Genomic DNA, 21,300 nt, shown 5'->3' with positions numbered 1-21,300 from the left:
CGTCTGCCTGAGCAGACGCTTTTTAGTCAGAATGAATAAATTTGGTTATTCATCAAGGAAGCTACGTAGAACCTCAGAACGGCTTGGATGACGTAGTTTACGTAGTGCTTTCGCCTCGATCTGGCGGATACGTTCACGGGTAACGTCAAACTGTTTACCGACTTCTTCCAATGTATGGTCAGTATTCATATCAATACCGAAACGCATACGCAGTACTTTTGCTTCACGAGCGGTCAGACCTGCCAAGACATCGTGGGTTGCTGAGCGCAGGCTTTCTGAGGTTGCAGAATCCAGCGGCAGTTCCAGCGTTGTATCTTCAATGAAATCACCTAAATGTGAATCTTCATCATCACCAATTGGTGTTTCCATTGAGATAGGTTCTTTGGCAATTTTTAGTACCTTACGGATCTTGTCTTCCGGCATCAACATACGTTCTGCTAGCTCTTCCGGCGTTGGTTCACGCCCCATTTCCTGCAACATTTGGCGGGAAATACGATTGAGTTTGTTGATTGTCTCAATCATATGAACGGGTATACGAATGGTACGAGCTTGGTCGGCAATTGAGCGTGTAATTGCCTGACGGATCCACCATGTGGCGTAAGTTGAGAACTTGTAACCACGACGATATTCAAATTTATCAACCGCTTTCATCAGGCCAATGTTGCCTTCTTGGATCAGATCCAAGAATTGCAGGCCACGGTTGGTATATTTTTTGGCAATTGAAATAACCAAACGTAAGTTGGCTTCAACCATCTCTTTTTTCGCTCGGCGGGCTTTTGCTTCACCGATGGACATACGACGGTTGATGTCTTTCACCTGTTCAATGGTTAAACCGGTTTCTTCCTCAATTTGACGAAGTTTTTGCAGGCTACGCTGTATTTCTTCTTCCACCTCAAGGAGTTTTTCAGACCACGGTTTGTTCATTGCTTTTGCAGCAGTAAACCAAATGTCGCTGGTTTCATTACCGGAGAACAAAGTGATGAAGTTCTTCTTCGGCATTTTGCACTGTTCAACACACATTCTCATGATCTGGCGTTCTTGAAGGCGAACGCGATCCATCATAGAACGCATGTTGTTGACCAGATAATCAAACTGCTTTGGCACCAGACGGAACTGTTTGAAAACTTCTGAAAGTTTTAAGATTTCGGCCGCAGTATTTGGATGATTGCGGCCGTTTTCCTTAATTTCCTGACGGGTGATGTCATACTGTTGTCGCAGTTCTTGAAATTTCTGGCGCGCTAATTCTGGATCGATGCTGTTGTCATCATCACTATCGTCATCACTGTCTTCATTATCGTCGTCTTCATCATCATCGAGCTCTTCCTGTGGAAGTTCAGAACCAACGTGGGTGGCAGTAGGTGCAAGTTCTTCTTCTGCGTTCGGGTCAACGAAACCAGTGATGAGATCTGACAGGCGAGCCTCACCTGCTTCCACACGGTCATATTGTTCCAGTAAGTAGGTGATTGCTTCAGGGTATTCAGCAACGGAACACTGTACCTGATTGATGCCATCTTCAATGCGTTTAGCAATGTCAATTTCACCTTCCCGGGTCAATAACTCAACGGTACCCATTTCACGCATGTACATACGTACCGGGTCGGTGGTGCGACCGATTTCAGATTCAACACTAGACAGTACTTGCGCAGCAGCTTCCACAGCGTCTTCATCTGTGTCGTTAGCGGTTTCTGCTAGCATCAGATCATCGGCATCAGGTGCTTCTTCCATTACCTGAATGCCCATGTCATTGATCATCTGGATGATATCTTCGATCTGATCGGAATCGACGATATCTTCCGGCAGATGGTCATTGACCTCAGCATAGGTCAGATAGCCTTGCTCCTTACCACGGGTGACAAGTAGCTTTAGCTGTGACTGCGGGTTTTGCTCCATAAGACGGTATCCACACTTCAGAGTATTTGGGTTGGTGTCGGTCGGCGAAACTAATCTGCCAACAATAACTTTTAAGGGCGTTTTCGTTATATTGCCGCTGCCCACTTATAGCGGCAAAATGTAGGGTTATTTCCCTACCTAATGCGGCATTTAAGCCGTGAATTCAGTGTTTACTTTCTGGCACGGGATTCATTAATCAAGCGAACTTCTTCGCGCTCTTCCGGTGTCAGGCCTTCAGTTCTTGCTCTGGCGATAAGAATGTCTAAACGTTCTTCTAACGCTGAATCAACAAGATGATCCAACGCGTCACGAAATGTATTTTCTGCTATTTCTTCTACTTGTATATCGTTCCATGTAGCTAATTTTTCAAGTTGTTTACTAAATTTATTATCACGATATTGCTCTAGCAGTTGTCCAGTTGTCAGCCCTGGCTGAGTAAGACAAACCTCCACAAGCTCCATAAATAATGGTAAGCCTGCAATTTTGGCCTGCATAATTCCCTGTAGGGGGGGAACTAAAGCGGCTAAGTGTGGGTTTTGTACCAACAGTCCTATAAGTATACGCATAGTTGTCGGTTTTAGCTGCGGCATCTGATAATTATTCCCACTTTCCAGATGCTGCGGCAATAAACGCTCCAACTGCACTGCATCAGGGATGCCCATCATATTGCCAAGTTCTTGTCTCATATAGAGACGCAGAACCTCCCCCGGAATCTGGTTGATCAATGGTACGGAAAGTGAACTGAGTTTTGTTTTCCCTTCAGGATTACTCAAATCAACTTGTGGCAGTAATGATTCGAACAGAAATTCAGACAATGTATGAGATTGTTCCATTCTTTGTTCAAATGCTTTCCGGCCTTCCTTACGGATTAGTGAATCAGGATCTTCGCCATCAGGCAAAAACATAAAACGTAACTGCCTACCATCATTCAGATAAGGGAGCGCTGTTTCCAATGCCCGCCATGCTGCATCACGCCCGGCTCTGTCACCATCGTAACAACAGATGACGTTATCAGTAGAGCGGAAAAGTAATTGAATATGTTCCGATGTAGTCGAAGTACCTAGTGAGGCAACTGCATAATCGATACCAAACTGCGCCAGTGCTACCACATCCATATAACCTTCAACTACTAATAATCGTGAAAGGTCACTGTGATTTTGTTGTGCTTCATAGAGGCCATATAGTTGGCGGCCTTTATGGAAAATTTCAGTCTCTGGTGAGTTGAGATATTTTGGGAGTGCATCTCCCAGAACTCGTCCACCAAATGCAATTACGCGCCCTCTACGGTCACGGATTGGAAACATTATTCGTTCGCGGAAGCGGTCATAGGTACGGCCATTATCATTTGCGACCAGCATTCCAGCATCATTTAACTGTCGACGATCTTCCGCATTATGAGCAAACCGCTTCAAGGTGTTGTCCCAACCAGCGGGAGCGAAACCAATCGAGAAACGGTGGATAATTTCTTCACTAAGCCCACGCTGAGCCAGATATTGCCGGGCTTGTTGTGCAGCAGGGGTGTTTAATACATTTTGATAGAAGCTATTAAGCTTATCCATCAGTTGATAAAGGTTTTGTCTTTGGTGACGTTCTATCTGACTGCTACTGGAACCTGCTTCATAAGGGACTTCCAGACCATGCATAGCAGCTAATTCTTCGATGGATTCGACAAACTCAAGTCTATCGTAATTCATCAGAAAATCGATGGCGTTGCCGTGAGCTCCGCAACCAAAGCAATGATAAAACTGTTTATCGCCATTAACAGTAAACGAGGGTGTCTTTTCGTTATGAAATGGACAGCACGCGTGGTGATTTTTACCCTGTTTTTTAAGTGGCACACGAACATCAATCAGATCGATGATATCGGTACGAGCTAATAAATCATTGATAAATGCGCGCGGAATTCGTCCAGCCATAAGCCCTTTTACGCCTGTTGATGAACGACAATAAACCGCGCTCCCTTTCGGAAAGCACGGCCTTTATCTGCAACTATTGTTACTGTTGTCTGCAAATTCAATCACTATGCGGATCAACCGCAAGGATTAGTACAGACGAGTGCGGCGTGCGTTTTCACGAGCCAGCTTTTTAGCGTGACGTTTTACAGCAGAAGCTTTAGCGCGTTTACGCTCAGTCGTTGGTTTTTCATAGAATTCACGACGGCGAACTTCTGCTAATACACCTGCTTTTTCGCAGGAACGCTTAAAGCGACGCAATGCTACGTCGAATGGCTCGTTTTCACGTACTTTAATTACCGGCATGTGCCTCTCACCTCAATAGAAATCGGTCTTGCTGGCGTGGGATGCCAGCCATCTTAAAATGGTGCGGAATTTTACTTCAATGAACACGGCTTTGTAAAGCGCCACAGCAAATTGAAACAACAACATTACGACGGTGATCTGCAAATCAGTTCCGTAATATTGATGATAACCACACAGGGATTTTATGTAGAGGGGTGATTATAGACTAAGCAGCAAAAATAGTCAGCATGTAAGCCGCGCAAATTAACTTATTAATGATAAACTGGCTCTCTTCTGTGGAATATAGGTAGTGTAATGCGAGTTTTAGGTATAGAAACGTCCTGCGATGAAACCGGAATCGCAATTTATGACGACAAAGCCGGTTTATTGGCAAATCAATTATACAGTCAGATTAAACTGCATGCCGATTACGGTGGTGTCGTGCCTGAATTGGCTTCACGTGACCATATCCGCAAAACAGTGCCCTTAATTCAAGCTGCTTTGAAAGAGGCAGGATTAACCTGTAAAGATATTGATGCGGTGGCTTATACAGCAGGTCCTGGTCTGGTTGGTGCGTTATTGGTGGGGGCGACGATTGGCCGTTCTCTGGCGTTTTCTTGGGATGTTCCTGCGATTCCTGTTCATCATATGGAAGGGCATTTACTAGCTCCAATGCTGGAAGATAACAGCCCTGAATTCCCGTTTGTGGCTTTGCTGGTGTCTGGTGGTCATACACAGCTTATTAGTGTGACGGGTATCGGTAAATATGAGCTACTTGGTGAATCAATAGATGATGCCGCTGGTGAAGCATTTGATAAAACAGCTAAGTTACTGGGATTGGATTATCCAGGAGGGCCGATACTCTCCAGAATGGCTCAGAAAGGAGAAGCTGGGCGTTTTGTATTTCCTCGCCCGATGACAGATCGTCCTGGGTTGGATTTCAGTTTTTCAGGATTAAAAACTTTTGCGTCTAATACTATTCATAGTAACAGCGATGATGAGCAGACTAGAGCGGATATTGCCCGCGCTTTTGAAGACGCGGTAGTTGATACATTAGCGATTAAATGTAAAAGAGCGCTTGAGCATACCGGGTTCAAGCGACTAGTGATGGCTGGTGGTGTCAGCGCCAACAGAGCATTGCGTATTAAAATGGAAGAAGTCATGGCAAAATTGGGTGGCGAAGTATTTTATGCGCGCCCTGAATTCTGTACAGATAACGGCGCCATGATTGCGCTTGCCGGCATGGTCCGCCTAAAAGGAGAGGTGAATGACTCACTTGGCGTGACAGTCAAAGCCCGCTGGCCATTGTCGGAATTACCTCCATTATAAATCTTCTTGATATAATGAAAATAAAAGACCAGTAACTCAATGAGTTGCTGGTTTTTATCCGGCCTTAGTTGTTAATCTTCTTTTCTTTGCTCTTTTTCTGTTCGGTTTTTTTCTTTTTCGGTCATCTCTTTTTTCTTTTTTAGCTTGTTCCAGAGACGATTTTCTTGGCCGCGCCACAGGCGCTGGATATTATCATGGTGACGTAGTAACACCAGACAGCAGAGCATGGCTACGGGGAAAGTGAATTCGGGTTTAAACCACCAGACATAGAATGGTGCTATCAAGGCACTGACAATGGCCCCTAAAGAAGAATAGCCGCTCAATAATATGGTCAGCAGCCAAGTACCCATCATCAAACCTGTCAGATCCCAACCAATTGCCGCAATAGCACCAAAAGCAGTTGCGACACCCTTACCGCCTTTAAATTGGAAAAAGATCGGGTAAATATGGCCGAGACAAGCAGCTATTGCTGTAATTCCTAAATAGAAAGGGGGAACATAGAATTGATAAGCCAACCAGACGGGGATCATCCCTTTTAGAACATCACAAATTAGTACTATTGCCGCAGTACTGCGGCCACCAATTCGCAATACATTTGTCGCGCCTGGGTTGCCTGAGCCATGTTGACGAGGATCAGGTAGCCCAGCCAGACGACAAATAAGTATTGCGCTGGAAATTGAACCGCAAAGATACGCGAAGATGATCATACCAAGCGCGATAGCACTCATAATGTCTCCCCAATAATAATGGTCGTTTTCTTAGCCTAGTCATGGATAATACGCATATTTAGTCGGAAGTGGTATCCGACAAGTTGAAAAACAGGAAAATGACGTGATAGATATCGTATTTATTGAGGAGTTAGTCGTTATTACCACAATTGGTGTTTACGATTGGGAACAGACCATTAAACAGAAGTTAGTGTTCGATATCGAAATGGGATGGGATAATAAACGCGCATCTTCCAGTGATAATGTCGAATATTGTCTGGATTATGCCAAAGTCAGCGAAGCGATTATCAGTCATGTAGAAAATCAGAATTTTGCTCTGGTTGAAAGAGTGGCTGAAGAGGTAGCGGATCTACTGTTAAAACGCTTTAATTCGCCGTGGGTACGGATAAAAGTGAGTAAACCGGGTGCTGTCGCACAGGCTCGTCAAGTGGGTGTTATTATTGAAAGAAAAAAATAATCTGATCAGTAGTGAATTCAGCTGCCATATTATTGTCATTGTTCTTACATAGACTGGCGTGCAGTAGTGCCAGGCTTGATAATCATGTTAATTGATTAATGACAATGAGAATAATGGTAGCTGGGGTTATTCCATGCTACTTGTTTCGGGTATTTATTAATGGGCGACCTCTCTATATGACTGACCTTTCTACCTTGTTTCATGCAGCGGTTCTTGGTGTTGTTGAAGGGCTAACTGAATTTCTTCCTGTTTCCTCTACCGGCCATATGATCATTGTTGGCCATATGTTGGGATTTACTGGCGATAAAGCTGAAACATTTGAAGTTATTATCCAACTTGGATCTATCCTTGCTGTGGTAGTAGTGTTTTGGCGTCGCTTGTTTGGACTCATTGGCATCCACTTTGGTGAAGTTCCTCATGAAGGTAAAACCAATGGCAAACTGAGATTGAGCCATATTATTTTGGCAATGCTACCTGCGGTGACGCTTGGGTTGGTGTTCCATGATGTCATCAAATCACTGTTTAACCCACAAAGCGTGATGTATGCCTTGGTTATTGGTGGTGGGTTGCTAATTACAGCAGAAATCTTGAAACCTAAAACACCAAAAGCAGAAGGGCTGGATGATATTACTTATCGTCAGGCTTTTATGATTGGCTGTTTTCAGTGTCTAGCTTTATGGCCGGGATTTTCCCGTTCAGGTGCGACAATTTCTGGTGGAATGCTGATGGGGGTTAATCGTTATACTGCATCAGAATTCTCGTTTATTTTGGCTGTACCGATGATGATGGGAGCAAGTGGATTAGATTTATATAAGAGCCTGCACTTTTTGAGTGCTTCTGATATCCCAATGTTTGCTGTTGGTTTTGTTACTGCATTTGTTGTCGCGTTAGCCGCCATTAAAACTTTTCTGGCATTGATTAAGCGTATATCTTTTATCCCATTTGCTATCTACCGCTTTATTGTGGCAGCCGCTGTGTACTGGGTATTTATGTAGTGAATGATTCCCCCTGATATCATATTGCCTAGTGTTTGATATCAGGGGATGTTTCAGGTAACCGTATTGTCTTGAACTGTATTGTCTTGTTGTTTCCATTCCGCCAATGCGTGCTGACGCTGACGTCGTAACTCATGACCAATGTCAGCGCCACGTAATCCACTGTCTACAATATTTTTCACCTGAACTTGGCTGGCAACTTTGAATGCCTGTCGCAGATAATCACCTTGTGGATAGGGTGTATCTTCAAAACCGATACGACCCCGCGCATCGGCTTCACTGATGATAACTAATTGCTCTATTCGCTGTGGTTTACGCCATGCATCAACAGCATCAAACAACTTAAGTAATGTTTTCGGCCGCAATTGAGCGACGGTATGCACTAAATCATGATACTGAGCAGCCAGTTTTGCCAAATCACGAACAGAATTAGGAACACGCAGACGTTGGCATAATTGGTCAACTAACTTAACACCTGCTGGCCCATGTCCATAATGGTGAGGCCACTGTTCTGGTGGTGTCAGCCCTTTACCAAGATCATGGCATAGAGAAGCAAAACGACTATCGACTTCATTTGTTAATTCAGTCGCTACTTTCAGCACCATTAACGTATGAATACCGGTATCAATCTCAGGATGCCACTTCTCTGGTGCGGGAACACCAAACAAATTATCAATTTCAGGAAACAACACCCCCAATGCACCACAATCACGTAAAACCTGAAAAAAGACCTGAGGGGAAGGGCTAGCAAGGGCTTTCTCGGTCTCTTTCCAGACACGTTCTGGTGTGAGTACTGATAACTCGCCGTTGGTTGCCATATTTGACATTAATGCTTGTGTTTCGGGCGCGATGGTAAACCCTAAATGGGCGAAACGAGCGGCAAAACGAGCTACTCGTAGTACCCTTAGTGGATCTTCAGAGAAAGCATCAGAAACATGGCGTAGAATACGATTGTTCAAATCATCAACACCATGATAAGGATCAACCAGTTCACCAGTGGGTGTTTGAGCGATCGCATTAACCGTCAGATCACGACGCTGCAAATCGTCTTCCAGTGTGACATCCGGCGCTGCATAACAAGTAAAACCCGTATATCCCAGGCCGGATTTTCTCTCAGTGCGTGCTAAGGCATACTCTTCATGGGTTTGGGGATGCAGGAACACCGGAAAATCTTTGCCAACTTGCTGATATCCTAGGGATAACAGCGTTTCTGATGTTTCACCCACAACGACCCAATCCCGCTCTTTTACAGGAAAATTTAGCAGTCGGTCACGTACTGCGCCGCCAACCAGATAGACTCTCACCTAACATGTTCCTTATCAACTCATCCAACGGTCATTTCGCTTACGGCGAGGGATCATATGCGGCAGTAATAGCCCAAAGATTAAACCAGCGCCTGCAACACCACCGCCATACATAAACCATTGCAGAATGATATTACGTTGTTTGTCATCAAGCTGTAGATTTGCAGCATCAAGCTTTTTTTCTGCTACCGTCAGTTTGTTTTTCAACTTCTCATTCTCTTTTTTCAGTTCTGCAACAATGCTACTACTATTGGCCGCCTTTAGTTGCATGTCGGCAGTGCGCTGATTCCAGTTATTGTCTATATTGGCTAACTTCTCCGTCAATGTTTTCACTTCCTGTTCCAATTCTGGGAGGCGGGTGCGTAGGCTTGGTTTATTACTGAGTTGGTTAACGGGTAGCCAGACAAGGCGGCCTTTATCATCTTTAACTTGAGCGTAATTACTATCCCGATTGATGCTTATCAATGTGACTTCATCACCGGCATTCAGTGTACCGGCAATACGATACTGGTTACCCGGCCCGGCGTGTGTGTAGGTAGATAACTCATCAGATACATAGCGCTTTCCTTCCGCGTGGGTAGTGAGCGAAAAGCTGAGGCTTATTAATGCCGTGAGAAGTAAATGTAGTTTTCGCATTGTGATTTCAACCGTTTTTTATCTATGGTGAGTTTAAAATTTGATAGTAAAGAGTTAAGTTTGCTAGAGCAATCAGTAAACCAAAATGACATTTTTCTAATTGGTTGAATACGGGGCTTGTTATCTGTTGAACGAATTTCCTGTTAATGACTATCATAACTTGCAGAAAAGGGAAATTTTAATTTTTTTCTTACTCGTCGTAGCAAAAAGCGAAATCAAGGTAAGATGAGAGCAAAGATTGTCATCAACGGTGTAGATATGAGTGTAGAAATTGAATTAAAACTTATCGTCAAACCACAAGTTATTCCTACAATTCGCCAGCAATTATTGTTATTTCCGCATTACTATTTTTCTCCCCAAAAGTTGACCAATATCTATTTTGAAACGTCGGATAATCAACTGCGTGGTCTTGATATGGGGTTGAGGATCCGTGGTTTTGATGATCAATATGAGATGACGGTTAAAACAGTTGGTAAGGTGGTTGGCGGTTTGCATCAGCGACCGGAATATAATGTGCCATTGGCAAAGCCGGAACTGGCATTGACTCTGTTTCCACCGCACATCTGGCCTGACAACTGTGATGTGGAAGCATTGCAATCCCGTTTGAATGCGTTATTCAGTACTGACTTTATGCGTGAGAAGTGGGTGGTGACTTATGGACAAAGTGAGATTGAAGTGGTGCTTGATCAGGGAGAAATTATTGCAGCCAATCGCAAGGAGCCAATCTGTGAATTTGAACTGGAGTTAAAACAAGGAATCATAGCCGATGTATTAGCATTGGCGGTTGAGTTGGCAACATCAAATGGCTTGCGGCAAGGAAATAGAAGCAAAGCGGCCCGTGGTTATCAATTAGCTCAGGGAAAACCAAAAGCAGTTTGGCCTTCAATCCAGGTGGAAATTGATATGCAGCAGTCATTGCCTTCGGTACTTACGTCAATATTAGCCCATTGGCAGGAGCAAGAGGAATGTTGGCTGGCCGGTTTATCAGACGGTCGAGATGGCTTAAAGCAAGTACTGACTTTGATTCAGCAGACGATCGAATATTCTAGTGAGCCGGAACAGTTGGACAACCAATTAGTTGCTATCAACCAGAAATTATTGGATACGGAAACAGACGCCGAAACGCTATGTTATAGCTCGCTCTATTTGCAATGTAAGTTGGCACTGACTATGTGGTTAATAGATCTATGTGGTTAATAAATCTCTCCGTTTAAATAACAGGAATTCTCTATGTTGCCACTTTCAACTCCGCTTCTGGCCCAGTTACAGCGTGTGACTGAACATTTTCATCAACTAACTTTGAACGTTGAGCCTGTTGCTGCTCATGAGCAGGCCATATTATCCCTGAGCGATTTTGTTGTTGAAAACCTGCAAACTCATCCTGAATGGTTAGCTGAGATCCGCCAACATCCACCTGAAGCGCAGGAGTGGCATCAATATGCTGAATGGCTGCAACAATTACTCGCATCAGTAGAGGATGAAAATACCCTCATGCGGGTTTTACGCCAGTTCCGTAACAAGGTTCTGGTCAGAATAGCCTGGTCGCAGGCGCTACATAGCATGACGACTCAGGAGACACTGCAACAGCTTAGTATGTTGGCTGAAACGTTGATTATTGCTGCCCGTGATTGGTTGTATCAGCGTTGTTGTCAGGATTGGGGAACGCCTTGTAATGAGCGAGGCGAACCACAACCGCTGTTGATTCTCGGTATGGGAAAACTGGGCGGTGGTGAGTTGAACTTCTCTTCTGATATTGATCTGATTTTTGTCTATCCTGAAAACGGCATTACCCAAGGTGGCCGGCGTGAAATGGATAACACCCAGTTTTTTACCCGCTTGGGGCAGCGTCTTATCAAAGTGCTCGATCAACAAACTGTGGATGGTTTTGTGTATCGGGTAGATATGCGTTTGCGCCCGTTCGGTGATAGTGGCCCATTGGTGTTTAGTTTTGTTGCACTGGAAGATTACTATCAAGAGCAAGGGCGTGATTGGGAACGTTATGCGATGGTGAAAGCACGGATTATGGGTTCGGGCAACCAAGCGTATGGTGAAGAGCTACGCCGGATGTTGAGACCATTTATCTTTCGCCGTTACATTGATTTCAGTGTGATTCAATCCCTGAGAAATATGAAAGGCATGATTGAACGGGAAGTGCGTCGCCGTGGCTTGAAAGACAATATCAAACTGGGGGCTGGTGGTATTCGTGAAATTGAATTTATCGCCCAGGTGTTCCAGCTTATTCGTGGTGGACGTGAACTGTGTTTGCAATCTCAGGCGTTGTTACCAACTCTGCAAATAATAGCGCGGTTGACGCTTTTACAATCATTGCAGGTGAAACAACTTGCTGACGGTTACCTTTTTTTGCGGCGGTTAGAAAATCTTTTACAGTCAATTAATGATCAACAAACTCAGACTCTGCCAGAAGATGAGCTGAATCGTTCGCGACTGGCATGGGGCATGGGATTTGAAAGTTGGGACGCTCTGATAATTGAATTGAACAGCAAGATGGGTGCTGTTCGGGCTATTTTTACGCAATTGATTGGCGATGACAGTGATAATAGTGAAGAGGAACCTAGTCATGTACCATTTAAAAGTCTGTGGCTGGAAGAGCTCGAAAAAGAAGAGTTAATCATACTAGCTCCGCACTTGGATGAAGAGATTGCACAGCAGATATTGCATATTATTTCTGTGTTCCGCCATGATGTGGGTAAAAGAACCATTGGCCCTCGTGGGCGTGATGTGCTTGACCATCTGATGCCACGTTTATTGGCAAAAGTCTGTTTGCGACAAGATGTCAATAATCAAGATGTCAGTATAGTACTAGAGCGGGTTATTCCGTTGTTGTTAAGTATTGTCAGCCGTACAACTTACCTGGAACTGATACTTGAATCGGAAGCTGTACTGACACATGTTATCCGACTGTGTGCTGCTTCACCGATGATTGCGACTCAGCTTGCCTGCCATCCATTGTTGCTGGATGAACTGCTTGATCCACAGTTTCTGTATGAGCCTTTGCCATTAAATGCCTATAAAGATGAATTGCGGCAATATTTGTTGCGGATACCAGAAGATGATGAAGAGCAACAACTAGAAGCGCTCCGCCAGTTTAAGCAGGCTCAATTACTGAGGATTGCGGCGGAGGATATCACTGGTGTATTGCCGGTGATGAAAGTCAGTGATCATCTCACTTATTTGGCAGAAGCGATTATTGAAGCAGTTGTTCAACAGGCGTGGGGACAAATGGCAAAACGTTATGGTGTTCCATCACATTTGAGTCAGCGGCAAGGTCTGGGATTTGCTGTGATTGGTTATGGCAAATTGGGTGGTTGGGAGTTGGGCTACAGTTCTGATCTTGATTTAGTTTTCCTGCTTGATTGCCCGGTGGATGTGATGACTGATGGCGATCGATCGATTGATGCTAGACAATTTTATTTGCGTCTTGCCCAACGAATTATGCACTTGTTCAGTGCTCGAACCTCCTCTGGTGTGTTGTATGACGTGGATCTCCGCCTGCGTCCTTCAGGCGAATCAGGCATGTTAGTCAGTACCATCGGTGCGTTTGCTGATTATCAGCAGAATCAAGCGTGGACTTGGGAACATCAGGCGTTGGTACGTGCCCGTATGGTATTTGGTGATGAAAACTTGCATCGGGATTTTGAGCGGATACGCCATCAGACATTATGTACGCGACGAGAACCCGCTTTGTTACGTCAGCAAGTAAGGGAAATGCGGGAAAAGATGCATAAACATTTAGGCAGTCACCATCCAGATCAATTTGATATTAAAGCTGATCCGGGAGGGATCACCGATATCGAATTTATCGCTCAATATTTGGTGCTTCGTTATGCTACTGAAAATGCGCGTTTGGTGAGTTGGTCGGATAATGTACGGATTTTTCAATTAATGGCGGCTTATGAAATTATGGATGAAGATGAGGCAGCCGCATTAACGCAGGCTTACGTTTCTATGCGTGATGAACTACATCATCTGGCGTTACAGAAGCTTTCCAGTCGGGTATCAACCCATTGTTTCAGTGAACAACAGGAACGGATACGTCGTAGTTGGCAACAGTGGTTGGGTGAACAATAACGGGTTTTACTGGTTTGGTGTAGGGATTTTACGGTCGTATGATAATATTTGGCACCAATTTAATATCTAATATTTGGAGCAAGGGATGAAAATGACACTCCCGGATTTTCACTGTGCAGGAGTTTTAGTCGTCGGTGATGTTATGTTAGATCGCTACTGGTATGGACCGACCAGCCGGATTTCACCGGAAGCGCCGGTGCCTGTTGTAAAAGTCAATACTATTGAGGAGCGTCCGGGAGGGGCTGCTAACGTTGCTATGAATATTGCGGCTCTTGGCGCAAATTCGCGTTTAATCGGTTTGACTGGAATTGATGACGCAGCACATGCACTGAGTGAGAAACTGAGTAGCGTTAAGGTGCGCTGTGATTTTGTTTCTGTTCCAACCCATCCGACAATCACTAAGTTGAGAGTGCTTTCCCGTAACCAGCAGTTAATTCGCTTAGATTTTGAAGAAGGCTTCGATAACGTCGATGCGCAGCCGATGTTTGAGCGCATTGAACAGGCGTTACCCCATATTGGGGCATTGGTTCTATCTGACTATGCCAAAGGTGCATTGAGTCAGGTTCAGGAAATGATCAAACTGGCAAACGCGGCTAAGGTTCCGGTATTAATCGATCCGAAAGGTAATGATTTTGAGCGTTATCGTGGTGCAACTTTGTTAACGCCGAATCTGTCTGAATTTGAAGCGATAGTGGGCCACTGCAAAGATGATAATGAATTGGTTGAAAAGGGTACTCGACTAGTTAAGGATTTGGATCTTCAGGCATTACTGATCACCCGTTCTGAACAGGGGATGAGTTTATTGAGTGTTGATCAACCGCCATTACATTTGCCTACGCAGGCGCAGGAAGTGTTTGATGTTACGGGGGCTGGCGATACGGTTATTGGCGTGTTAGCAACAGCGATTGCGGCTGGAAAATCACTGAATGAAGCTTGTTTCCTGGCGAATACGGCTGCGGGAGTTGTCGTTGGCAAACTGGGAACGTCGACCGTTTCGCCGATTGAACTGGAGAATGCTATCCGTGGCCGTGCTGAAACGGGTTTCGGAATGATGACCGAATTTCAGCTTAAACAGGCTGTTGCTGATGCGCGTCAACGTGGTGAAAGGATTGTGATGACCAATGGCTGCTTTGACATTCTGCATGCAGGTCATGTCTCTTATCTGGAGAATGCCCGTAAACTGGGTGATCGGTTAATTGTTGCTGTTAACAGTGATGCATCAACTAAACGGCTGAAAGGCGAGAGCCGTCCTGTTAATCCACTAGAGCAACGAATGATTGTATTATCTGCTCTGGGCGCTGTGGATTGGGTTGTGCCGTTTGAAGAGGATACACCACAGCGATTGATTGCGGATGTTTTGCCGGATGTATTGGTAAAAGGGGGAGATTATAAACCGGAAGAAATTGCTGGCAGTGAAGAAGTTTGGGCTGCGGGCGGAGAAGTCAAGGTATTGAACTTTGAAGATGGTATTTCAACAACTAATATCATCAAGGCGATTAAAAATCAGTAAATAATGCTTTAGCTTGTTATTGAAAACAGCCAGAAGATATTACTGTATTGAACGCTGTAGATTATTTATTTGATCATATTATTAGAATGAAGGCCGGGTAAGAGATGAAATCTTCCTGGCTATTTTTTATTTAACTTGTGCTTGATTGAGTGATATTTCATCATAAATAATATAGATATTTTTAATATCGTGTGCGAGTAATTTAATTAACGATATGATTATCATTAAAATATTTTAATGATAATTTGATTTAGTGTAATTTTATTCTCTGGATGATAAGGGGTTAATCAGAAGAAGTGTGATGTGACAGATAATTTTTTATCTTTTTGGCATAAAATGCTGGTCACATAACGCTGGCTTATTCATAATGATTTCTGATGTAAATGATTTTTTAATAAAATATCTTATCTATAACTTTTACATCTTAAGGTTAGTAGATAAAACGGATAAATTTTTACGCAGGAATAAGTTCTTATGCAAGGTAAGTTGATTTTATCTTCAATTTGTTTAGCTTCGGCAATATTAGCAGGGTGTACAACTGAATCTTCTAATACCGTCCAGGTACAAAAAGTTAATTCTTATAATACGGTATATCAGGGTGTTCGTAGTCCAATTGCGATCGGTAAGTTTGAAAACCGTTCCAGCTATCAAAATGGCATTTTCTCCGACGGAATTGATCGCCTTGGTAACCAATCTAAAACGATTTTAGTCTCGCACTTACAGCAGACTGGACGCTTTACGGTGCTGGAACGTACTAATATGGCGGAACTGAAAGCAGAAGCGGGTTTACAAGGTAAATCGCAGAAGTTGAAAGGTGCTGCTTACGTTATTACCGGTGATGTGACTGAATTTGGCCGTAAAGAGGTGGGTGATCATCAATTATGGGGCTTGTTAGGGCGTGGTAAATCACAGGTGGCTTATTCTAAGGTTATGCTGAATGTGGTGAATGTAGAAACTTCCGAAGTGGTTTTCTCTGTAGCAGGGGCTGGGGAGTATAAATTATCCAACCGTGAAATTATCGGCTTTGGTGGCACTGCCAGCTATGATTCCACACTGAATGGTAAGGTATTGGATCTGGCTATTCGTGAAGCAGTAAACCGTCTGGTTGAAAGTATTGAAACCGGTGCATGGAAGCCATCTAATTAAGAAATATAGGGATATATATTCATGATGTTAATGAAAAAAGCGGGCTTATTGCTGGCAGCTATGGCCTTAGCGGGTTGCGTCACGAAGCCAAAAACAATTTATGAGTGGGATAAATACCAACCTACAATTTATCAATATTATCAGCAGGATAAGATAGGGTTTGAAGAGCAGTCACAGGCTTTGCAGCAGGTAATTGAAAGAGCGAAAGCGAAAGATAAACCTGTACCGCCTGGGCTGCATGCACAGATGGGTCTGCTTTATAGCAAAACAGGTCGTGTTTCAGAAGCATTCCATCAGTTTGAAACAGAGAAAAAATTGTTTCCTGAGTCAGCGCCATTTATGGACTTTTTATTAAGTAAAAATAAAGGAACTATGCAATGAACCGTATTCTTTTAGCATTTAGTTTATTGGCGGCGTTTGTACTGACTGGATGTAGTAAATCTGTCCCTTATGATTATTCTGCATTTAGAGAGAGCAAACCGAAATCCATTCTGGTTCTGCCGGCGGTAAATAAATCTCTGGAAGTCAAAGCAGGGCACAGCCTGATTTCTCATGTGACATATCCATTGGCGGAATCGGGCTATTACGTTTTTCCGGTTGCTGTTGTGGAAGAGACATTTCAGCAAAATGGCATGACAGCGGCGCAGGATGTTCAGAATATCAGTTACAAAAAATTGCATGATATTTTTGGCGCGGATTCCGCGCTCTATTTGGATATTGAGGAATATGGTACGCAATATCAGATTATCAACAGCGATACGCGTGTAACGGCTTCAGCGAAGCTGGTGGATTTGCGTAATGGTAAACAATTGTGGCATGGACGGGCGGTTGCCTCATCGACTGAAAATGAAAGCAGTTCGAATAGCCTTGTTGGCATGTTGGTATCTGCCGTAGTTTCACAGATAGCGAATACCATTATGGATAAAGGTCATGAAATTGCTGGCATTACAAGTAACCGCTTACTGACAGCCGGTGGTAGTCGTGGCTTGCTTTATGGTCCACGTTCTGAGCATTACGGTAAAGAACAGCATTTAATTTCTGATTAGTGTGAATGTGTAATGAGCAGATATCACATTCTGCTCATTATCACGGTTATTTTTGTATGGTAATAATTACTCTTCTTTTGCTGTGTCATTAGCAGATGGAACATTCTTATTTTCAAACTTCGCTTCTAGTTCATTTAAACGCTGTTCCATTGCGGTCAATTTTTCACGAGTACGTAACAGAACCTGAGTTTGAATATCAAATTCTTCACGATTCACTAAATCAAGCTTGCCAAGTTGGGATTGCAAAACCATCCGTAATTTTTTCTCTACATCACCACCAAACTCTTTAACCCCCTTTGGTAAAGAATCCTGGATCTGGCGGGCAATTTGTTCAATTTTTTTGGGATCGAGCATGATGCATCCTTTTTATGACATAAATAATTCCTGAATAGTGTAATACCAGATAGCAAAACCACAAACCATTGTGAGCTAGGTTTCACATTTGATTTTGTTGATTGCCGCCGGTAAATATTAGCGTTATAGTTCACTGGCTTATCTCAGGGCGGGGTGAAAGTCCCCACCGGCGGTAACATCAGTCCATCTTTCGGGTGGCTTGGTGAAGCCCGCGAGCGCTCCGTTTGAGGTTATCTTTTGTGATAAAGCGGAGGTCAGCAGATCCAGTGTAATTCTGGAGCCGACGGTGATAGTCCGGATGGGAGAGAATAACGACATCTGTCGGGCTTTGTGCTCGTCTGTTGTTCCGGCTATGGCATTCGCGCATTATATTAATAGCATTAATGTTACGGCGTAATGTCATCGCGAGAACTCCTCAAGACCGCCCTGATTCTGGTAATCCATAAATTTTAATGAGGTTTCTTTACCATGAATCAGACGCTACTTTCTGAATATGGCACATCATCAGAACGTGTTGAACACGCCATTAACGCTTTGCGTAATGGAAGGGGGGTGATGGTGCTGGATAACGAAGATCGTGAAAATGAAGGTGACATTATCTTTGCGGCCGAAACAATGACCGTAGAGCAAATGGCGCTGACTATTCGTCATGGCAGTGGTATTGTCTGCTTATGTCTGACAGAAGAGCGCCGTCAGCAATTACAATTGCCCATGATGGTAGAAAATAACTCTAGTTCGTTCCAGACTGCATTCACCGTAACCATTGAGGCCGCTCAAGGGGTGACGACGGGGGTTTCTGCGGCTGACCGTATCACGACTATCCGTGCAGCGATTGCAGATAATGCCAAACCCAGTGATTTGAACCGTCCGGGACATGTTTTTCCGCTGCGCGCTCAACCTGGCGGTGTGTTGGTTCGTCAGGGGCATACTGAGGCAGCAATTGATTTAGTCAGTTTGGCCGGTTTTAAACCAGCAGGTGTATTGTGCGAATTAACCAATAATGACGGTTCAATGGCGCGTACCCCGGAGGTAGTGCAATTTGCGAAACGACATAATATGCCGGTAGTCACTATTGAGGATTTGGTGATTTATCGCCAGGCAATAGAGCAGATAGCAAGTTGAGTCGTAATTGTCCGATAACCGGATGAAATATCAGTTATAACCTACACGTTCTCTAAAGTCACAGTTTACGCAAGCTGTGACTTTTCAGTTTTTTTGAAAAACTCCATCACCGTTAGCCCACTGTTTTGCTTATCTGAAAGGCGTAACCTGTCCGCAAGTATTAAAATTACCTATATTTGGTGTGGGAGGTCGTTATGAATATTTCCAGAATGCCAGCACTGTTTATTGGTCATGGCAGCCCAATGAATGTACTGGAAGAAAATCGCTATACCAATGTGTGGCGTGAACTTGGTGAAAGGCTGCCTATACCCAGAGCGATTCTGGCGATTTCTGCTCATTGGTATACCAATGGCACGGCGGTGACAGCCATGACTCAACCGAGAACTATCCATGATTTTCGTGGTTTCCCTCAGGAATTGTATGAAACTCAGTATCCAGCGAAGGGATCACCTGAACTGGCGGTTTTAGTACAGGAGATGTTGGAACCTGTAGAAATTTATGCCGATTATCATCAGTGGGGATTGGATCATGGGACTTGGGGTATTCTGGTTAAGATGTATCCTAAGGCTAATATTCCTGTGATTCAACTGAGTATAGATGACGCCAAACCAGCGACGTACCACTATGAATTGGGGAAAAAGCTGGCGGCTTTACGAGATGAAGGTGTTTTGATTCTAGGGAGTGGTAATGTGGTACACAATCTTCGTACTATGAAGCGGCAAGAACCTAATGCTGAACTGTACCCTTGGGCGGAATCATTTAACCATTATGTGCGTGATAACCTTACCAGTTATGAGCAGCCTTACCCTTTGATTCATGCATTGGACAGGGAAGATGGCCTATTATCGAATCCATCTCCTGAACACTTTTTGCCATTGCTGTATATCATGGGAACGTGGGATAGAAAAGAGGCGGTTTCCATTCCAGTAGATGGTATTGTGTCTGGTTCGCTGAGCATGTTGTCTGTGCAGGTTGGTTGAATCGCCGGTTTACGTGCTGTATTGATTGAAGGTTATTTACCCTTTTGGCGACTTCTGGTGGTGAGATCATCACCATCTTGTCTGCGCTATGATCATTGAAACATGGCCTTACGTCGGATTAGATTCCATCACTAATTATCTTAGTGCTAATACTTATTTCTGAATTTCTTCTCGTGATTTTTTACATATGTAAAAATATTGATTTTGTGAGTATAACAAGAGAATACGATCTGGAAGGATTATAAACTTAGTAATATGCTTTTTAGCCCAAGAAAATGGGAAGCTACAATTGTAACTTCAATATAATTAAATGTTGCATAGGTAGATTAGTGAATGACGAGTAGAAAAGATATAGAAAACGGTAGATTAATTTATACTGAAGATTTAGGGTGGATTGATTTAGGTCATGCGAAAGGTGATGATTCTAAAATGTTGTGGGATCAATTAATCACTGAAGGTAATGGTTCACCTTATAAAAAAGGCTATTTCTTGGTTTACTATTTTCAGGAGATGAGTAAATATAATATTTCAACCAGAGTTGCTGCTCAGTGGATGGTAAAAAAAGGATTATCTATAGAAACTAAAAGGTCCATTGCATTTTCAATAATGTATTGTGTTTCATTGGAGTTTGAGACTTTACAATCAAACTCATTTTTTTCCCATTTTAGTGATAGCGGGTTTAGTTGTGAGGATTTAGTTTCAAATTTATTAGGTTTATATAAATCTGTATTGCCAAGAGATTATATGTCTTTAATAAAACCCAAAGATAAAGAATATGCATATAAAATATGGGATTATTATGGTCCCGTTGGTAAGTATAAGAATAGAGAACTTAAACCTTGGTTTTTTCCTGATCCTGATAAGTATCCTAATAATGCTTTCCCATATAAGAAAAGCCTCCCTTATTACCTTAATATAATTAAACCTTTTTATTCTTATAGAAAGGATATTGTTATTAGTCATTATATACCCGTTATCTTTCAAGTTGCCTCTTTGTTGGCTGCACTCACTCACCCCGGTCACATAGTTACCTATGCTCCCGGGGATTCGCTCCTTTGCCGTCGCGATGCATCTTGAAATCCATAGGGTATAAACCTACAACTATTTATGGTCTGAAATTATGAATAAATTAACCGTGACAATAGTAATAATATTAATGATGGCGTTATCTTGTATATGCTTATTTTTATGGTTATTTATGATGCCTAATGTTATTTATAAAGAAAATGATTTTTTAAAATATCATCTTCTTACTAATGAAAAAATAAAAGAAGCTCCTCGTATTTCTAAAAATTATTTTTTCGGATATTATCCGAATGATGAATCATCGCCTATATATAGTTCTATTTATTCTTGTGATTTGATAGATATGGAAAATAGTTATAATAGAATTGTTGATTATATAAAATCAACTGGCTATATAGTAAATAATGATGCAATATGGTATATGAAAGGTTCTGAGACTATATATGATGAT

At 43.1% G+C, this 21,300-nt stretch carries 20 protein-coding genes and 1 riboswitch; of the genes, 13 read left to right on the top strand and 7 right to left on the bottom strand.

Translation table 11 applies throughout. From position 1 onward, the window contains the following. Positions 1-45 precede the first annotated feature (45 nt). The 3 genes from rpoD to rpsU form a co-directional block, all read right to left on the bottom strand. Entirely contained in the window at positions 46-1,890 is a 1,845-nt protein-coding gene (rpoD, locus tag LG003_RS06715) for an RNA polymerase sigma factor RpoD (RefSeq protein ID WP_112878324.1), read from the bottom strand. 170 nt (positions 1,891-2,060) lie between these two features. Next, complete coding sequence (gene dnaG / locus LG003_RS06710; RefSeq protein WP_112878323.1) at positions 2,061-3,806, bottom strand: DNA primase; 1,746 nt, start codon at positions 3,804-3,806, stop codon at positions 2,061-2,063. A gap of 126 nt (positions 3,807-3,932) precedes the next feature. After that, on the bottom strand, positions 3,933-4,148 hold the full coding sequence (rpsU, locus tag LG003_RS06705; protein WP_001144069.1) for a 30S ribosomal protein S21: 216 nt from the start codon (positions 4,146-4,148) through the stop codon (positions 3,933-3,935). A gap of 294 nt (positions 4,149-4,442) precedes the next feature. Between rpsU and tsaD the strand changes: the two genes are divergently transcribed. After that, on the top strand, positions 4,443-5,456 hold the full coding sequence (gene tsaD, locus LG003_RS06700; protein WP_112878322.1) for a tRNA (adenosine(37)-N6)-threonylcarbamoyltransferase complex transferase subunit TsaD: 1,014 nt from the start codon (positions 4,443-4,445) through the stop codon (positions 5,454-5,456). A 71-nt stretch (positions 5,457-5,527) separates the two neighbouring features. On the opposite strand, the gene plsY is transcribed toward tsaD, so the two are convergent. Next, on the bottom strand, positions 5,528-6,184 hold the full coding sequence (gene plsY, locus LG003_RS06695) for a glycerol-3-phosphate 1-O-acyltransferase PlsY (RefSeq protein ID WP_112878321.1): 657 nt from the start codon (positions 6,182-6,184) through the stop codon (positions 5,528-5,530). Between the two features lie 106 nt (positions 6,185-6,290). Here plsY and folB point away from each other — a divergent pair, with 106 nt between their 5' ends. After that, entirely contained in the window at positions 6,291-6,641 is a 351-nt protein-coding gene (folB, locus tag LG003_RS06690) for a bifunctional dihydroneopterin aldolase/7,8-dihydroneopterin epimerase (RefSeq protein WP_112878331.1), read from the top strand. A gap of 176 nt (positions 6,642-6,817) precedes the next feature. Further along, the gene (gene bacA, locus LG003_RS06685; protein WP_112878330.1) at positions 6,818-7,636 is read left to right on the top strand and encodes an undecaprenyl-diphosphate phosphatase; all 819 of its coding nucleotides are present in this window, start codon (positions 6,818-6,820) and stop codon (positions 7,634-7,636) included. Positions 7,637-7,689: 53 nt separating this feature from the next. On the opposite strand, the gene LG003_RS06680 is transcribed toward bacA, so the two are convergent. Both LG003_RS06680 and LG003_RS06675 read right to left on the bottom strand, forming a co-directional pair. Further along, complete coding sequence (locus LG003_RS06680; RefSeq protein ID WP_112878320.1) at positions 7,690-8,940, bottom strand: multifunctional CCA addition/repair protein; 1,251 nt, start codon at positions 8,938-8,940, stop codon at positions 7,690-7,692. Between the two features lie 15 nt (positions 8,941-8,955). Next, complete coding sequence (locus tag LG003_RS06675) at positions 8,956-9,576, bottom strand: TIGR04211 family SH3 domain-containing protein (protein WP_262980407.1); 621 nt, start codon at positions 9,574-9,576, stop codon at positions 8,956-8,958. Positions 9,577-9,834: 258 nt separating this feature from the next. Between LG003_RS06675 and LG003_RS06670 the strand changes: the two genes are divergently transcribed. The 6 genes from LG003_RS06670 to LG003_RS06645 all read left to right on the top strand — a co-directional run bounded on the left by LG003_RS06670 (position 9,835) and on the right by LG003_RS06645 (position 17,367). Further along, on the top strand, positions 9,835-10,773 hold the full coding sequence (locus LG003_RS06670; protein ID WP_112878329.1) for a CYTH domain-containing protein: 939 nt from the start codon (positions 9,835-9,837) through the stop codon (positions 10,771-10,773). Positions 10,774-10,806: 33 nt separating this feature from the next. Then, the gene (glnE, locus tag LG003_RS06665) at positions 10,807-13,665 is read left to right on the top strand and encodes a bifunctional [glutamate--ammonia ligase]-adenylyl-L-tyrosine phosphorylase/[glutamate--ammonia-ligase] adenylyltransferase (RefSeq protein ID WP_262980406.1); all 2,859 of its coding nucleotides are present in this window, start codon (positions 10,807-10,809) and stop codon (positions 13,663-13,665) included. Between the two features lie 85 nt (positions 13,666-13,750). After that, positions 13,751-15,175, top strand: coding sequence for a bifunctional D-glycero-beta-D-manno-heptose-7-phosphate kinase/D-glycero-beta-D-manno-heptose 1-phosphate adenylyltransferase HldE (gene hldE / locus LG003_RS06660; RefSeq protein ID WP_262980405.1), 1,425 nt, complete (start codon positions 13,751-13,753; stop codon positions 15,173-15,175). Positions 15,176-15,649: 474 nt separating this feature from the next. Beyond that, positions 15,650-16,321: a CsgG/HfaB family protein gene (locus tag LG003_RS06655; RefSeq protein WP_112878316.1), complete on the top strand. Its 672-nt coding sequence runs from the start codon at positions 15,650-15,652 to the stop codon at positions 16,319-16,321. Between the two features lie 21 nt (positions 16,322-16,342). Continuing rightward, positions 16,343-16,702 carry a DUF4810 domain-containing protein gene (locus LG003_RS06650; protein WP_262980404.1) on the top strand — a complete coding sequence of 120 codons (360 nt, stop codon included), beginning with the start codon at positions 16,343-16,345 and terminating at the stop codon, positions 16,700-16,702. Further along, positions 16,699-17,367 (top strand): DUF799 domain-containing protein, encoded by a 669-nt coding sequence (locus tag LG003_RS06645; RefSeq protein ID WP_262980403.1) that lies wholly within the window; start codon positions 16,699-16,701, stop codon positions 17,365-17,367. Before LG003_RS06650 ends, LG003_RS06645 begins: the two co-directional genes overlap by 4 nt. Before the next feature lie 66 nt (positions 17,368-17,433). Here the strand turns inward: LG003_RS06645 and ubiK are convergent, their stop codons facing one another. Further along, positions 17,434-17,721 (bottom strand): ubiquinone biosynthesis accessory factor UbiK, encoded by a 288-nt coding sequence (gene ubiK, locus LG003_RS06640; RefSeq protein ID WP_139655559.1) that lies wholly within the window; start codon positions 17,719-17,721, stop codon positions 17,434-17,436. Between the two features lie 136 nt (positions 17,722-17,857). Beyond that, positions 17,858-18,035: riboswitch (FMN riboswitch) on the top strand. A gap of 154 nt (positions 18,036-18,189) precedes the next feature. On the opposite strand from ubiK, the gene ribB reads away from it, so the two are divergent. From ribB to LG003_RS06620, 4 genes are all read left to right on the top strand, one after another. After that, on the top strand, positions 18,190-18,843 hold the full coding sequence (gene ribB, locus LG003_RS06635) for a 3,4-dihydroxy-2-butanone-4-phosphate synthase (protein WP_112878313.1): 654 nt from the start codon (positions 18,190-18,192) through the stop codon (positions 18,841-18,843). A 194-nt stretch (positions 18,844-19,037) separates the two neighbouring features. Beyond that, positions 19,038-19,823 (top strand): 4,5-DOPA-extradiol-dioxygenase, encoded by a 786-nt coding sequence (ygiD, locus tag LG003_RS06630; protein ID WP_112878312.1) that lies wholly within the window; start codon positions 19,038-19,040, stop codon positions 19,821-19,823. A 333-nt stretch (positions 19,824-20,156) separates the two neighbouring features. Continuing rightward, the gene (locus LG003_RS06625) at positions 20,157-20,900 is read left to right on the top strand and encodes a hypothetical protein (RefSeq protein ID WP_262980402.1); all 744 of its coding nucleotides are present in this window, start codon (positions 20,157-20,159) and stop codon (positions 20,898-20,900) included. Between the two features lie 43 nt (positions 20,901-20,943). Then, the coding region (locus LG003_RS06620; RefSeq protein ID WP_262980401.1) for a hypothetical protein at positions 20,944-21,300 on the top strand (357 nt) is incomplete at its 3' end.

Source organism: Photorhabdus kleinii, from assembly GCF_025384885.1.
GTDB classification, from domain to species: domain Bacteria; phylum Pseudomonadota; class Gammaproteobacteria; order Enterobacterales; family Enterobacteriaceae; genus Photorhabdus; species Photorhabdus kayaii.
The sequence above is the reverse complement of the archived record's forward strand: the minus strand, read 5'-3'. Positions and strand labels throughout refer to the sequence as shown.

Excerpts from the sequence above, each read along its gene's own strand:
- tsaD (WP_112878322.1), top strand. The coding sequence starts at position 4,443 with ATGCGAGTTTTAGGTATAGAAACGTCCTGCGATGAAACCGGAATCGCA.
- LG003_RS06655 (WP_112878316.1), top strand. The coding sequence starts at position 15,650 with ATGCAAGGTAAGTTGATTTTATCTTCAATTTGTTTAGCTTCGGCAATA.
- LG003_RS06645 (WP_262980403.1), top strand. The coding sequence starts at position 16,699 with ATGAACCGTATTCTTTTAGCATTTAGTTTATTGGCGGCGTTTGTACTG.
- bacA (WP_112878330.1), top strand. The coding sequence starts at position 6,818 with ATGACTGACCTTTCTACCTTGTTTCATGCAGCGGTTCTTGGTGTTGTT.
- rpsU (WP_001144069.1), bottom strand. The coding sequence starts at position 4,148 with ATGCCGGTAATTAAAGTACGTGAAAACGAGCCATTCGACGTAGCATTG.
- hldE (WP_262980405.1), top strand. The coding sequence starts at position 13,751 with ATGAAAATGACACTCCCGGATTTTCACTGTGCAGGAGTTTTAGTCGTC.
- rpoD (WP_112878324.1), bottom strand. The coding sequence starts at position 1,890 with ATGGAGCAAAACCCGCAGTCACAGCTAAAGCTACTTGTCACCCGTGGT.
- LG003_RS06670 (WP_112878329.1), top strand. The coding sequence starts at position 9,835 with ATGAGTGTAGAAATTGAATTAAAACTTATCGTCAAACCACAAGTTATT.
- plsY (WP_112878321.1), bottom strand. The coding sequence starts at position 6,184 with ATGAGTGCTATCGCGCTTGGTATGATCATCTTCGCGTATCTTTGCGGT.
- ribB (WP_112878313.1), top strand. The coding sequence starts at position 18,190 with ATGAATCAGACGCTACTTTCTGAATATGGCACATCATCAGAACGTGTT.
- ubiK (WP_139655559.1), bottom strand. The coding sequence starts at position 17,721 with ATGCTCGATCCCAAAAAAATTGAACAAATTGCCCGCCAGATCCAGGAT.
- glnE (WP_262980406.1), top strand. The coding sequence starts at position 10,807 with ATGTTGCCACTTTCAACTCCGCTTCTGGCCCAGTTACAGCGTGTGACT.
- LG003_RS06625 (WP_262980402.1), top strand. The coding sequence starts at position 20,157 with ATGACGAGTAGAAAAGATATAGAAAACGGTAGATTAATTTATACTGAA.
- ygiD (WP_112878312.1), top strand. The coding sequence starts at position 19,038 with ATGAATATTTCCAGAATGCCAGCACTGTTTATTGGTCATGGCAGCCCA.
- dnaG (WP_112878323.1), bottom strand. The coding sequence starts at position 3,806 with ATGGCTGGACGAATTCCGCGCGCATTTATCAATGATTTATTAGCTCGT.
- LG003_RS06675 (WP_262980407.1), bottom strand. The coding sequence starts at position 9,576 with ATGCGAAAACTACATTTACTTCTCACGGCATTAATAAGCCTCAGCTTT.
- LG003_RS06650 (WP_262980404.1), top strand. The coding sequence starts at position 16,343 with ATGATGTTAATGAAAAAAGCGGGCTTATTGCTGGCAGCTATGGCCTTA.